The sequence below is a fragment of the Carnobacterium maltaromaticum DSM 20342 genome, assembly GCF_000744945.1.
Taxonomy (GTDB): Bacteria; Bacillota; Bacilli; order Lactobacillales; family Carnobacteriaceae; genus Carnobacterium; species Carnobacterium maltaromaticum.
In genome coordinates this window covers 1,340,712-1,355,161 of sequence record NZ_JQMX01000001.1, presented here as the reverse complement: position 1 = coordinate 1,355,161, position 14,450 = coordinate 1,340,712, and the positions used below count along the sequence as shown (strand labels likewise).

The window sequence follows — 14,450 nt, the reverse complement described above, 5'->3', positions numbered from 1 at the left end:
AATCTTAAAAATAGAGAGAAGGAGCGATCTAACATGAGTGAAATACCAGAAGTAAGTGGAGTACCCGAGTTAGACGAATACCAATATGGTTTTCATGACGACGTAGAATCGGTATTTACAACCGGTTCAGGCTTAAGTGAAGAAGTCGTCCGTGAAATTTCCCGGGTCAAAGAAGAACCAGAATGGATGTTAGATTTCCGTTTAAAATCATTAGAACAATTCAACAAAATGCCGATGCAAACATGGGGACCCGATTTATCTGATATCGATTACGATGCCTTAACCTACTACAAAAAATCAAGTGGTGGAGCAGCACGTGATTGGGAAGATGTCCCAGATAAAATCAAAGAAACCTTTGAACGCATTGGAATCCCAGAAGCCGAGCGTAAATACCTAGCCGGTGCTTCTGCCCAATACGAATCAGAAGTGGTTTACCACAATATGAAAGACGAGTTTTCAAAACTAGGCATCGTCTTTACTGATACCGATTCAGCCTTAAAAGAATACCCAGAACTATTCAAAGAATATTTCTCAAAACTAGTTCCACCAACAGATAACAAACTAGCCGCATTAAATTCAGCAGTTTGGTCAGGTGGTACCTTTATCTATGTACCAAAAGGTGTCCGTTGTGACGTACCATTGCAAACCTATTTCCGAATCAATGCAGAAAACATGGGTCAATTTGAACGTACCTTGATCATCGTAGACGAAGGCGCAAGCGTTCATTACGTTGAAGGCTGTACAGCACCAACCTATTCAACCAATAGTTTGCATGCTGCGATCGTAGAAATCTTTGTTAAAAAAGATGCCTATTGCCGTTACACAACCATTCAAAACTGGTCAGACAACGTTTATAACCTAGTAACTAAACGTGCTAAAGCATTAGAAGGCGCAACAATGGAATGGATCGATGGCAACTTAGGAGCAAAAGTTACAATGAAGTACCCAAGTATCTTCTTAGACGGCCGTGGCGCTCGCGGTACGATGTTATCAATCGCTTTCGCTAGTGAAGGTCAAAACCAAGATACAGGCGCTAAGATGATCCATAACGCACCAAATACTTCAAGCTCGATTGTTTCAAAATCGATTGCTAAAGACGGTGGCGAAGTGAACTATCGTGGACAAGTTACTTTTGGTCGGAAATCAGAAGGATCGATTTCCCATATTGAGTGTGACACGATCATTATGGATGACTTATCGAAATCTGATACAATTCCATTTAACGAAATTCATAACAGTAATGTTTCTTTGGAGCATGAAGCGAAAGTTTCGAAGATATCGGAAGAGCAACTTTATTATTTAATGAGTCGTGGGTTGAGTGAGCAAGAAGCGACTGAAATGATCATTATGGGCTTTGTTGAGCCATTTACAAAAGAATTGCCAATGGAATACGCCGTTGAATTGAATCGCTTGATTCAATATGAGATGGAAGGGTCGGTTGGGTAATAAATTTAAAGAGTACCAAAATGTTGTATTAACAATATTTTGGTACTCTTTTATTTCAATGGATGGTTGTTGGTAAATACCATTCGCTAAAATTGATGTAATTTGCAAAACGTTAGCTAGTTTCTTTAAACTTTTCAGGTATGACATTAGCCTATGTTTATAGAGTTTAAAAATATTAAAGGGGTTGTGAAGACATTGAATGACAATTCAAGTTCAGTTCTATGTAATAAAATAAAGCTACTTGGTACAGGAGAAGGCATAGTGTCTGTAGTCTTCACTGTTAAAGATCAATAATAATCGGCATTGTTGTAAAAATTAAGAGAAAGTTACTTTGAATTTGCCTATTTAAAAACCTTATTATTACTGATTATTAGGACTATATCAATAAAAAATTATTGCTGAAAAGCAAATGTGGTTAATCTTTTGAATAGAAGTCAGGACCCTTGTTTGGGTTCTACTTTTTTTAGTAAAAATTATTGCTTTTTGGCAGATATTTTGGCCAAATATCTGCCTCTTTAAAAAAATAGTTATGACTTGAAAAGAGCAATTTTTTGAAAAAAATGACGAAATAAGTTATGAAAGAAAGTGAAATGTGTGGAAACAATTAGACTTTAGTAAAAAAATATGGAGTTACACAACTGAACGTATTTAAAAAAATAATTCAAACAAGCTGATGGATTAGATATCTATATAAAAGCACCTAAGAGAAAATCTAATTCAATAAATAGAGCGAAATATTATTTTTAGAACTAATGATTTTCCATACAATAAAAATAAAATACTATCAATTTACTAGAATAGGAAGTAAATAATGTGTTTTACACTCATTAACTTCCTTCATAAAATACGCATATGTTGGTAAGATATATCTATGAATTGAATAGGGGGAGGAAATTGAATGAGGTTAAATGAACAAATTGAAATTGAGAGAAAAAACAAAGGGTTATCAAAGAAAAAGTTAGTACAAATTATTGAGGAATCTATTGGATTAACATTTAAGTGGAAACAATTAAACGTTGGGAATCAGGAACTTCTAGTATTGATCCCAAAGTTTTGGCATTTCTAAGCGAATTATATGATGTATCCATAGAGGATTTAGTTTCTGAAGAAATAGAGCCAATTATGAATAATGGAGAAAGATACTATAGGTTTGGAAAAGATATAAGTGACTATTGTTCTGTTGAAAATATTGCTGAGTTTGTTAACAAATATGAAGTGGTACAAAGTAGTGATTGGATTGTAGCACCAAAATACGATTTAATTATGCGTTGTTATGAGGATCACTTGAAATTTGAACATGATGGTTATTATAATTGTAAAGCTGCCTATGATATTTGTAAACGTTGGATGGTAGATAATGAAAGGTCATACAATGAGGAAGAATTGTACAGACGAATATATGATGATAGCGCAGGTTATTTAGGGGTTAAAGAAAAGAGAGATCCTGTTAATCACTTAGATTTATTAGAAGAATTAGAAGCTGTATTACACGATATATGTGGCTATTTGGAACTTTTTGATATAGGAGGATTCGATAGATGGGAATACATTTAAAAATAAGAGAAGAACGAAAAATTAAAGGTATGACTCAAGAACAATTAGCTGAAAAAATAGGTGTTTCAACAAAAATAATTGTGCAGTGGGAGAACGAAAAATATACGCCATCATTGGAAAATTTAAAAAGATTAAGAACAGAGTTTGGGATTACTTTAGACTATCTTTTAAAGGATAATATTGAATTAAAGAGTAGATATGATAATTATGTGAAATTGGGGAAAAATGTTCTTGAATTGGTAGATGAAGAATACCCGCTTGAGTTTATCCAAAATTATTATATATGTTCCAGAGAACCTAGCTTGTTAATTCCTAGAAAGTTGGCAGTGGAGTTTATTAATGAGGTTGGTGAAAGAATTAAGAATGTTGAACCTTCAAATAGTAAAGAGATAAAATCTATTCAAAAAGATATGAAGCATTTTTTATTTTTTTGGTATAAGTATAATAAAGGTAAATACTTACTCTCAAAGGAATTGAAGATTAAAATGTTGACTATGAATAGTGCTTCTTTCAATACTGAAGAAATCGCAAAGTACTTACAAGATTCTATATGTTTGAAAAAGCCAATGCTACTTTTAAGAAACTTGATGATAAGTAGATTAATAGAAGAATGTAAGTTGTTTGATTATGAATTAGACAATGAAATAACTAAAGAATTGGATTTTACTGGTGAGATTATGTGGCCAATAGAAACTTATAAATAACAAGGGAAATAGAATGGAGGAATCACATAGAGAATACGATTTGTGGAGCAAAAAATATGATACTTTAGTTCAAATGATTAGTTATAGGTATGATGTCAAATGTACAGAATACTCAGCAGCAATGAATGGGATAACAGTATATTTTTATAATTCAAAAGAAGTTATGAATGCTGTGAAAAAATTTCACGCTTATTTAGAGTATGGGGTGGTTGATTCCATGCAAACGAATGAGCGTATGATAAATATTTATGCAGCTATGTTTAAAGCTTTAAAAATCGATCAAAATGTAGATGAAGTTTTTCTAAATAAGGTATATATGAAATACAGAGAGAGTTCGATCCAAGAATTTTTATCATTAAGTAAGATTAATTATAATTTATACGAAGGAAAATAAGAAATTAGTGCTAAATTGAAAAGAATAAGAGGGTCAATAGAGCTAATACAAAGAGTTTGCTGACTATTTTAGAATTTTAAATTTTTATTTATAACGACTTAATTATTAAAAAAATTCCTGTTAATAATGTTGCGAAAGAATAAATTTGAAATCCTGTTAAAAAATAAAACATCTTAAACATTAGCAAATGTTTAGGATGTTTTTCATTTATAGTTCACGATTTCAAATACCCCCGCAAATGTTCCGCAGTATAAGATCCAGCGGCGTCCAATAAATCAATTGGATATCCTTGAAAAAGCACATTGCCACCTAAATTTCCTCCGCCTAAGCCCATATCAATAATCCATTGAGCTTGGCTAATAATTTGCAAGTTATGCTCTAAAACAATTAAAGTTTTATTTTCTTTCAGAAGTTTTTTGAACAAAGATAGCAAGTTCATCACATCGGCTTCATGTAGTCCCGTGCTAGGTTCATCTAATATCAGTAAATTATCCGTAGTTTGATGAATTATTTTAGCGATTTTTAACCGTTGGAGTTCCCCGCCTGAAAATGTATCTAAAGACTGTCCCAATTTTACATAGCCTAAATTAACGTCAATTAAATTTTGAATAGCTTCTTTTAATGATGGATCATCAAATAAATCAACGGCTTCCCCAATTGTTAATTGCAAAATATCATAAATAGTCCTACCATGCCAGGTTACAGATAATGCTTCTTCATTGTATCTTTTCCCATGGCATTTCTCACAAGGTTGCTCTACATCGCCCATATAAGCCAAGTCCAATTTTATATAGCCTTTCCCTTTGCATAGAGGGCAGGCACCTTTGCCGTTATAACTAAAATAAGAACTACTTTTTCCTGAATAATGAGCAAAAATATTTCTAATTTTGTCAAAAACATTCAGGTAAGCGAGGACATTTGAACGACTGCTGCCACGTATCGGACTCTGATCAAGAATGGTTGCCTCTGGATATTTCTTTTTAAAAAGATGGCGAATTAATGTACTTTTTCCTGAACCAGCGACCCCCGTCACAACTGTCAAACCATTTTTAGGTAGTTTAATTGAAGCCTCAATGACATTATGAAGGCTAGCATGCTCCAAAGTATAGTAAGAGGAAAAAAGTTTCTTTTTAGTGTTGATAAAATGAGAGCGGGATAGGGTCTTTCCAGTTAGTGTATTTGATTCCAATAAACCTTGATAAGTCCCTTCAAAAGTAATCCTTCCACCGTTAATGCCAGCGCCTGTACCTATGTCAATAATATGGTCGGCAATTTTGATAATGTCAGGATCATGGTCAACCAAAACAACGGTATTCCCTTTACTTTTTAACCCTTCAATGATTGTTGTCATGCCTAGAATATCTTCTGGATGAAGACCAACACTAGGCTCATCGAAAATGTACAAGACATCTGCAAGGGCGTTAGTTAAATGCTTGGTCATTTTTATTCGTTGGGATTCGCCACCTGAAAGAGTTGAAGTCGGACGATTGAGAAATAAATAGCTTAATCCGACAGTCTTTAAGCTTTCTAATTTTTTGATTAAATCTTTAAGAACAATTTCAACACTAGGGGAATCTATTTGGTTGATAAAGGAAATTAAGTCAGAAATAGGCATCATCACGCAATCTGCAATCGATTTTCCATCTATTTTGGCAGAACGAACCAAATCATTGACTCTTGTAGCAAGGCATTCAGGGCAATCTTCCACGTGCAGGATTGCGTTAAGTTGAGCCGCATATTTAGGATCTTCTTTTTCGATAAAACTTTTAGTAATTCTGGGAATAATCCCAATATAAGTGGATGTTTTTGGCCATTGTTCCGTTGGGTGAAGAGTAGCACTTCCAGTATTGTACAAAAGAAGTTCGCGTTCATTTGTTGTAAAGTCTTTAATTTTTTTATCATTATCAAAGTTTCCCGTTTCAGTATATCTAGTTAAACGCTAGCCACCTGGTTGAAAAGTCGGAAAATTGATGGCACCTTCATTCAGTGATTTATCAAAGTTGATTAAATGGGCTAAATCAATTTCTTTTGTCTCGCCTAAGCCTTTACATAGTGGACACATGCCTTGAGGATGATTAAATGAGTAAACCATGGAGTAGCCGATAAAGGGTTTAGCAATTCTTGAAAATAATAACCTTAAACTGGTATAAATATCCGTCACTGTGCCAACTGTTGAGCGGGCATTGCCACCAATTTTTTTCTGATTAATGACAATAGAGACAGGTAAGTTTTCAATTTCATCCACAACAGGTTGAGCATAATGAGGCAGCAATTGTTGAATATAGCTAGAGTAGGTATCATTTAGCAAGTGTTGGAACTCGGCTGCTAAAGTGTCAAAGATTAATGAGGATTTTCCTGAACCTGAAACACCAGTTGCAACGGTTATTTTGTGTTTAGGAATAGTTAGTGAGATATTTTTAAGGTTATTTGTTCGTGCACCTTTTATAGTAATAAAATCACTCATGAAAGCCCGTCCTTTCTTCTTTAAGTGCACTAGAAAATTTGCTTGAGAGTTGTGCAAACTTTATCTTTTCTTTTTCTGTAAATATGCTGTCGGCTACTTGTGAAAGTTGTTGATGCCCTAAATTGATAGTTTGAAGGAATTGTATGCCACTATCAGATAGACTTGTTATGAGTTCACGTCCATCTTTTTCACTTGGTTTTTGGGTAATATATCCTGTTAATTTGAGTTCTTTTAAAGCTTTAGAAAGTTTGGTACGGCTAATGCCAAGGGCGATACTAATTTCAGAAGGCAACTGCTCTTCTTTTAAAGATAAGTGGTGCAAAATATCATATTGAAGCCAACTAATATTTTATGGATTTTTCATATTTCTTTCCGCGACAAGTTCACACTGCAAATCGATAAGCGCATTTGTTAATAAAGTCATACTTTTCACCTCGGATATAGTTTCTATATAGAAACTATATCTTATTTGCAATTAAATGATAATAATTATTTATCTATTATTAAACACATAGTTATGTTAAAATTATGATAACTAGCGTGTAGTATAAGAAAGGAGTAATAAAAAATGAAAATAAAGAAAACTATAAAGGAAAATTTGATTTTACGGATAGTTCTCTATTTATTGATAGGTATCCCTGTGGGTTTATTAATGATAGATAACGAAATAGTACTTGGTTTAGGAATGATGTTATTATTCTTAACAGCACTTAAACCGGAGAGTTCCAAAAAAAGAAAACGGAAAAATAAAATTTAGCAGGTAATTTAAGTCTAATTAAATCAAAAGGAAGTTTTATAATATGGTTGTCTATCTGATAATGGAATAGAGGTTTTGAAGAAACCTTTAAGTATTCAACATCCCTTATTCAGTGCTGAATTGGTAGAATAGGACGGCTTAGTATTACTGAAAATAAAAAATATAATGGTTTTGAAAATTAATGTCTTTTCAACGAAAGGTTTGCTTTTTTGTAATTAGTAGCTATCTTTTTTTGAATTTTAAGTAAACTAAAAAAATGTTTGACAACGTTTTCTTTTAATGCTAAAGTAGGTTCATAAGTTAGATACAGGAGTGTTACTGATACGATCAGGCACCACCAAGTCAATAATAACGTTAAGGGACTCCCTTATTCATTTTGCGATGAAAGTTATTTACGATGTTGGTGTTTTTTTCTGTTTTTGAAGGGGGAAACCGAATGTTGACTGTTGTGAAATCTTTAAATAATAATATCATATTAGCTGTTAATAAAGTGGGCAACGAGTTAGTAGCATTTGGAACTGGCATAGGATTTAAGCGGAAAAAAGGTGACCAAGTACCGATGGAAGAGGTGACTAAAGTTTTTCAATCCGGAATGAACCATCAAGCCAGTCGATTGTTAGAAGGATTAAGTCCAGAATTATTAAGTGTCACTGAAAAAATAATTACCCTAGGTGAGAACAAATTAAATTTAGACATAAATTCATCTTTACTTTTTACTCTTGCAGATCATTTAAGATATGCTATTGAGCGAAAGGAACAAAAGATAGATATTGATACACCTTTCCAGTGGGAGATACCTCATCTATATTTTAAGGAGTATGAAATCGGCATAGAATCGTTGCAGTTAATTCAAATAGAACTTGGGATTGAACTACCAACTACTGAAGCTTCATTTATTGCTTTGCATTTTGTTAACGCTCAAATGGATAATCAATCGATGAATCAAACGATTCGTATGACAACGTTAACCAAAGACATTGTTAAGATTATTCAAGCATGTTTCAATATAAATTTGGATAAGACGACGATGACCTATTCTCGCTTTATTACTCATTTACGCTATTTTATTGCAAGACAAGAATCGGAAAAATTGCAGAGTGCACCGATGGATAGTACTTTAAAAACTATTATTCAAGAACGATATAGTAAAAGTTATGAGTGTGGTTTAATGATTAAAGATATGTTATTAAAGGTATATGGATGGCAAATTTCGGAAGATGAGCTAGTGTACTTAGTCATTCATATTGAAAGAATAATTAAATAACGTTTTGTCTATGGTGTGTTACTGAAAACAGGCATTAACCTAAACAAAAATGTGCAAAGCTTAATTTTATCATTAAGTTGGCAGATTTTTGTTTAGGTTTTTTTTATAGAAAAATAGATAGAAAAGAGGACTGAGCATGGATAAAAAAGAGTTAGCAAAAGCAATTATTAAAGAAATAGGGGGATCAGAAAATATAAATCAAAGTTGGCATTGTATTACTCGACTGCGCTTTAATTATAAGGACAAGGACCAAATTAATTTAGAGAAAATTCGCCAGTTAGAAGGGGTCTTAGGTGCACAATTTCAAAGTGGACAGTTTCAAATTATTATTGGTAACGAGGTGACAAGTGTTTATGCTGAAATTAGTCAGTTATTAGATGGAAAAATACAGGAAAGTGCAAAATCTGGTCATCATGGTAATCCAATCGAAGTTGTTCTCGATACAATTTCAGGTATATTTACACCTTTATTACCAGCTATTACTGGCGGTGGTTTACTTAAAGGTGTTATGGCTTTACTTGTTGCGATGAAGCTTTTATCGGAAACAAGTTCAAGTTATGAGATTTTAGCTATGATTTCAGATGCACCTTTTCATTTTTTACCATTTTTAATTGCTTATTCAGCAGCTAAACGCTTTAAAACGGATCAATCTTTAGCGGTTACTTTAGCTGGGATTTTAATGTATCCAACAATTATGAATTACGCAAATGGTGGGGAAGTTAATTATCTGAAATTTTTAGGTATAAATGTTCCAATGAATAATTATGCTTCATCCGTTCTACCAATTATTTTAGGTGTCTTATTATTAAGCTACATTCACAAATATATGAACCAGATTGTTCCAAAATCAGTAAAAATTATTTTTGTACCATTACTAACTTTAGTCATTACAGCGCCCATTTTATTAATGGTAATTGCGCCATTAGGAAACTACATCGGTGTATACTTAGAGCGCTTCTTTGCAACTATGTTTGCAGTTGCAGGACCATTAGCAGGTATGTTGATGGGGGGATTAATGCCACTGATTGTTATTACTGGTATGCATTATGCTTTCTTTCCTGGAACTTTCGCTAGTTTAGATAAAGTTGGTTACGATATCATGTTGCTACCAATGAACTTTGTGGCAAATTTAGCCCAAGCAGGAGCTGTTTTGGGAGTCTTAATTAAAACAAAAGATAAAAAAATGAAACAGCTATCTTTCTCAACGATTATTCCAGCCATTTTCGGGATTACAGAACCAGCAATTTATGGTGTCACGATGAAACTCAAGAAACCATTTTATGCCAGTTTAGCTGGAGGAGCTATTGGTGGCGCAATCTTCGGACTATTTAATGTTAAGAGCTTTGCTTTTGCAGTTCCTGGTATTATGTCATTGCCATCTTATTTAGAAAAAGGTACGAATAATTTTATGTTAGCTGTCATTGGGATTGGTGTGAGTTTCAGTGTCTCGCTGATTATTACTTTATTGCTAAACTTTGAAGAGAGTTCGATTGAAACGCAACAAGCTGAATTTTCTCAGCCTGTCCTCCCAATTAATAAAGACTTGCCAATTGATGTTTTAAGTCCCTTAAGTGGGGAAATTTATCCATTAGAAACGGTTCCAGATGCAACTTTTTCAAATGAAATGGTCGGTAAAGGCGTAGCAATTATGCCTAATGAAGGGATGGTTAAAGCGCCATTTTCAGGAACTGTCACAATGTTAACATCAACGAATCATGCAATTGGTTTAACGTCAGATGAAGGTGTAGAGCTTCTAATTCATATTGGTCTAGAGACTGTTGAATTGGCTGGAAAAGGTTTTGATTTACTCGTAACAAAAGGACAATCTGTTAAACGTGGTCAAGATATTTTAGCTTTTGATTTAGAAACAATGAAAAAAGCGGGAATGAATATGATTTCGCCTATAGTCGTTACAAATTCATCTCAGTATCTTGATGTCATTCACACAGCAAATTTAGTAGTAACTGCTGGTGAAAGTAAATTATTAATGCTAATTAACTAAGGTAACACAGTTCGTTTAGCAATTAAGCTATGCGACTTAAAAATAACTCAACCATTATAGGAGGAATTTACGATGATGAAGGAATTACAAACAGGATTTCCAAAAGGATTTTTATGGGGTGGCGCAACAGCAGCTAATCAAATTGAAGGAGCTTTTGATGAAGGAGGGAAAGGTTTATCAACAAGTGATTTTGCCGCATTTAAAGATCCATATGCCGGAGGAGCAGTTGATAATTTTACTTTTAATGTTAGCTCTCAGGAATTAACCGAATATACTGAAAACCCAGAAAAATATTTATTTCCTAAGCGTTGGGGAATCGACTTTTACCATCGTTATATAGAAGATATTGCGCTTTTTGCTGAGATGGGCTTTAAAACTTTTCGAATTTCAATTTCGTGGGCACGCATTTTCCCAACAGGATTAGAAACAGAGCCGAATGAAGAGGGATTAGCTTTTTATGATAAAGTTTTTGATGAATGTTTAAAATATGGCATTGAACCTTTAGTCACAATGTCACATTATGAAATGCCTATTGAATTAACACGTCGTTATAATGGATGGGTTAGTCGTGAATTAATTCCACTATTTGAAAATTATGCTCGTGCTATTTTTAAACGTTATGCAGAAAAAGTAAAGTATTGGATTACGTTTAATGAAATGAATATGAATTTAAATAGTTTATACACTGGAGCAGGAGCTCAAATTGACCGAGTAGATAATGTTTTACAAGCGACTTATCAAGCTTCACATCATCAATTTTTAGCTAGTGCAATTGTGGTTAAATTAGCCCATGAAATGATGCCACAGGCACAAATTGGTTGCATGATTAACCAAATTGAGTCGTATGCTAAGACAACTAAACCAGAGGATCAATTGCAAGCCTTGAAATCAAACCAATTAAATATGTTTTATCCAGATGTACAAGCCCGAGGAGAATATCCAACATATATGACTCGTTACTTTTCTGATAATAACTTAACAATTGAAATGGTGGAAGGGGACGCTGAAATTCTAAAAGCTGGAGTTGTTGACTTTGTTGCAATTAGCTATTATATGACCCATGTGACAGAGGCTCGTCCAGATGCAAGTAAATTAGCGGGTTCATTTGACAGCCCAATTAAAAATGAGCATTTAGAGTTATCTCAATGGGATTGGCCAATTGATCCAATTGGGTTAAGGATTTCATTGATGAAATTGTATGATCGTTATGAGTTGCCGTTGTTCATTTGTGAAAATGGGTTAGGAGCTAAAGATGTTGTTTCAGCAGATGGTGAAATTCATGATGACTATAGGATTGATTATATTAAAAAACATATTGAACAAATGAAAGAAGCAATTAAAGATGGTGTTGATTTAATGGGTTACACAACATGGGGATGTATCGATTTAGTAAGTTGTGGCACATCACAAATGAGTAAACGTTATGGATTTATCTATGTTGATCAAGATGATGAAGGTAATGGAACGCTAGCTAGAATACCAAAATCTTCATTTTATTGGTACAAAGAAGTAATTGCAACAAATGGTGAAAACTTAGAAGGATAGATAGATTGAGCAAGCTAATTAATCACTCATTAGCTTGTTTCTTTGTTTACGTGGCATAGGTATACGTTTGTCGGTTCACTGGTTCCAATTGTTCCGCATATTGAAAACCTTTTCAAAGGATTACCTGTAATTTGAAGATGATGCTCTAAGACAATTTTTCTTTCAGAAGTTTTTTGAACAAAGATAGCCAATTCATCGAATAGTAGGAAATTATCCGTAGTTTGATACATTATTTTTAATCGTTGGAGCTCCCTAGCAGAAAATGAATTTAATGACTGTCCCCATTTTAAATTAACGTCAATAAAAAAGTTTTTGTTGACAAAATTAAAAGCGCTTACTATAATACATGTTAAGACGACTTAATACATGTTAATACAAGTTGAAGAGAAGGGGGATACAATGAAAAAAGAAATTTCTGGAAGCACTCTAGTTCCACTCTATAACCAGTTAGCTAATCTGATTGAAAATAAGATACTATCTGGTAGTTATCAATATGGTGAGAAACTTCCTTCTGAAGGTGAATGGATGAAAACATATGATATTAGTCGCGTTACGGTTAGAAATGCTTTAAAGATGCTTGTTGATCGAGGGATTGTTGAAAAAAAACAAGGGAAAGGCGCTTATGTTGTATTTCCTGTCTACAAAGAAACAATTAGTGCCGGCGGTAGTTTTACGTCAGCAGGTGTCACATCTAATAGTATTCCGACTACCAAAATTTTAAAAAAGGAATACCTAGGTTTAAGTGACGGTCAAAAAGCAGAATTGGGATTTATCGAGTCTGAAATAATTTCCTTAAAGCGTATCCGAAGCATTGATTATCAACCGGTTATTTTTGAAATTGATTACGTTGTGAAAGAAATGGAAGCGCTTGTTGATAATTTGACAGAATCTGATTCTTTAATTGAGGTGTTGAAGTCGCAGGGATATCACATCAATCATTTTGATAATGTCATTGACGTGTCAATTGCATCAGCTGAAGTAGCTCAATATTTGCAAGTTGAAGAAGGGGATCCGTTGCTTCACATTAAGCAACAAGTCTTAAATGCTTCCAACAAACTTATTTACTTCAATGAACAGTTCATTAATTCTAAATTATATAAAGTTGCCATTCGTTCTTATTAAGATAAAAAGGAGATGTATCATGAAAAAAATAATTATTGCAACCCATGGAGAGTTGGCGTTAGGCATTAAAAATGCCCTTGAGTTGATTGCTGGTAGTATGGCTAAAGAGATTTCGACCTATTCTTTGACACCTGGGAAAAGTGCTACAGATTTTGTGGCAGAGATTGAAAAGGAGATGATTGACCATCCTGATCAGCAGTTTATTGTTATGGGAGATATGTACGGAGCTAGCGTTGTAAACGCTATGTTAAGTTTGGTAAATTATCCCAATGGTGTGTTGCTTTCTGGTGTGAATTTAAGTTTGGCGTTGCAAGTACTTCTAGATGGATCAGAAATGATTTCAGATGAATCAATTGATGAGATGATTAAAGAAGCTCAGAAAGGGATTGTTCGTATTCAACTTGATCAAATAGAGTTAGAAGAAGAAGATTTTTAGAGAGGAAGTTATCAAATGTCGGAAAAAAAAGTATTTTTAGATATTTTTAATACAAGAAAACCAATTATTGCCATGATTCATTTAAAAGGAGAGTCAGAAGCAGAGATTCAAGAGCGTGCCAAAAAGGAAATTGCGATTTATGTTGAAGAAGGCGTAGATTGTATCATGATGGAAAATTATTATGGGGATTTTATTCAGCTTGAAAAAGCTATCCAATACATTGTTTCCCTGAAATTGCCAATTCCAATTGGAGTAAATTGTTTGAATTTAGATAGTATGGGTTTTTACTTGGCAAATAAATACGAGCTAGATATTGTTCAAGTCGATTCAGTTGTTGGTCATGTCAAGCAGCGAGATGAAGCAACGCTCCAAGCTTTCTTTGATCTAGAACGAGGACGAACCAAAGCTTGCTTAATCGGTGGTGTCCGCTTTAAATATCAACCAGAATTATCAGAAAAGAGCTTATCAGAGGATTTAAACATTGCTAAAACGAGATGTGATGCTGTAGCAGTGACTCAAAATGCAACAGGCGAAGAAACATCAATGGAAAAGATTCAAGAATTTAGAGATTCTCTTGGTGAGTTTCCTTTGGTGGTAGCAGCAGGTGTAACAGATGATAATGTCTTGGCACAATTAGCAATTTGTGATGCAGCAATTGTGGGAAGTTGTTTTAAGGATACAAAAAAAGATACTGGCGATGTCAGTCGTGAAAATGTACGAAAATTTATGAAATTGATAAAAAAACATAGGGAGGCGTTATAG

At 33.8% G+C, this 14,450-nt stretch carries 13 protein-coding genes and 1 pseudogene; 11 read left to right on the top strand and 3 right to left on the bottom strand.

Annotation, left to right across the window (positions count from 1 at the left end):
• Positions 1-33 precede the first annotated feature (33 nt).
• The 4 genes from sufB (at position 34) to BR77_RS06540 (ending at position 4,098) form a co-directional block, all read left to right on the top strand.
• A complete protein-coding gene (sufB, locus tag BR77_RS06555; RefSeq protein WP_010051029.1) occupies positions 34-1,446 on the top strand; it encodes a Fe-S cluster assembly protein SufB in 1,413 nt (470 codons plus the stop codon).
• Positions 1,447-2,445: 999 nt separating this feature from the next.
• A complete protein-coding gene (locus BR77_RS06550) occupies positions 2,446-3,000 on the top strand; it encodes a helix-turn-helix domain-containing protein (RefSeq protein WP_144060828.1) in 555 nt (184 codons plus the stop codon).
• Positions 2,985-3,704: a helix-turn-helix domain-containing protein gene (locus BR77_RS18280; RefSeq protein ID WP_051926686.1), complete on the top strand. Its 720-nt coding sequence runs from the start codon at positions 2,985-2,987 to the stop codon at positions 3,702-3,704. Before BR77_RS06550 ends, BR77_RS18280 begins: the two co-directional genes overlap by 16 nt.
• Positions 3,705-3,717: 13 nt before the next feature.
• Positions 3,718-4,098, top strand: coding sequence for a hypothetical protein (locus BR77_RS06540; RefSeq protein ID WP_035064364.1), 381 nt, complete (start codon positions 3,718-3,720; stop codon positions 4,096-4,098).
• Positions 4,099-4,312: 214 nt separating this feature from the next.
• On the opposite strand, the pseudogene BR77_RS06535 reads toward BR77_RS06540, so the two are convergent.
• Both BR77_RS06535 and BR77_RS06530 read right to left on the bottom strand, forming a co-directional pair.
• Positions 4,313-6,562: pseudogene (locus tag BR77_RS06535) on the bottom strand (ATP-binding cassette domain-containing protein).
• On the bottom strand, positions 6,555-6,908 hold the full coding sequence (locus tag BR77_RS06530; RefSeq protein WP_307781483.1) for a MarR family winged helix-turn-helix transcriptional regulator: 354 nt from the start codon (positions 6,906-6,908) through the stop codon (positions 6,555-6,557). The pseudogene BR77_RS06535 and the gene BR77_RS06530 overlap by 8 nt, the downstream one beginning before the upstream one ends.
• Before the next feature lie 222 nt (positions 6,909-7,130).
• On the opposite strand from BR77_RS06530, the gene BR77_RS06525 reads away from it, so the two are divergent.
• The 4 genes from BR77_RS06525 to BR77_RS06510 all read left to right on the top strand — a co-directional run bounded on the left by BR77_RS06525 (position 7,131) and on the right by BR77_RS06510 (position 12,130).
• Complete coding sequence (locus BR77_RS06525) at positions 7,131-7,319, top strand: hypothetical protein (protein WP_015075836.1); 189 nt, start codon at positions 7,131-7,133, stop codon at positions 7,317-7,319.
• A gap of 436 nt (positions 7,320-7,755) precedes the next feature.
• Positions 7,756-8,583, top strand: a complete 828-nt coding sequence (locus BR77_RS06520) for a PRD domain-containing protein (RefSeq protein ID WP_015075837.1) — start codon at positions 7,756-7,758, stop codon at positions 8,581-8,583.
• Between the two features lie 136 nt (positions 8,584-8,719).
• Positions 8,720-10,585, top strand: coding sequence for a beta-glucoside-specific PTS transporter subunit IIABC (locus BR77_RS06515; RefSeq protein WP_015075838.1), 1,866 nt, complete (start codon positions 8,720-8,722; stop codon positions 10,583-10,585).
• A gap of 75 nt (positions 10,586-10,660) precedes the next feature.
• Entirely contained in the window at positions 10,661-12,130 is a 1,470-nt protein-coding gene (locus tag BR77_RS06510; protein WP_016356358.1) for a glycoside hydrolase family 1 protein, read from the top strand.
• Between the two features lie 29 nt (positions 12,131-12,159).
• On the opposite strand, the gene BR77_RS19040 is transcribed toward BR77_RS06510, so the two are convergent.
• Positions 12,160-12,360, bottom strand: coding sequence for a hypothetical protein (locus tag BR77_RS19040; RefSeq protein WP_185751409.1), 201 nt, complete (start codon positions 12,358-12,360; stop codon positions 12,160-12,162).
• A gap of 169 nt (positions 12,361-12,529) precedes the next feature.
• Here BR77_RS19040 and BR77_RS06505 point away from each other — a divergent pair, with 169 nt between their 5' ends.
• From BR77_RS06505 to BR77_RS06495, 3 genes are read left to right on the top strand one after another with little or no spacing between them, the layout of a single operon-like run.
• Complete coding sequence (locus BR77_RS06505) at positions 12,530-13,252, top strand: GntR family transcriptional regulator (protein ID WP_015075840.1); 723 nt, start codon at positions 12,530-12,532, stop codon at positions 13,250-13,252.
• 19 nt (positions 13,253-13,271) lie between these two features.
• Complete coding sequence (locus BR77_RS06500; RefSeq protein ID WP_015075841.1) at positions 13,272-13,688, top strand: PTS sugar transporter subunit IIA; 417 nt, start codon at positions 13,272-13,274, stop codon at positions 13,686-13,688.
• A gap of 15 nt (positions 13,689-13,703) precedes the next feature.
• Positions 13,704-14,450, top strand: a complete 747-nt coding sequence (locus BR77_RS06495) for a BtpA/SgcQ family protein (protein WP_016356359.1) — start codon at positions 13,704-13,706, stop codon at positions 14,448-14,450.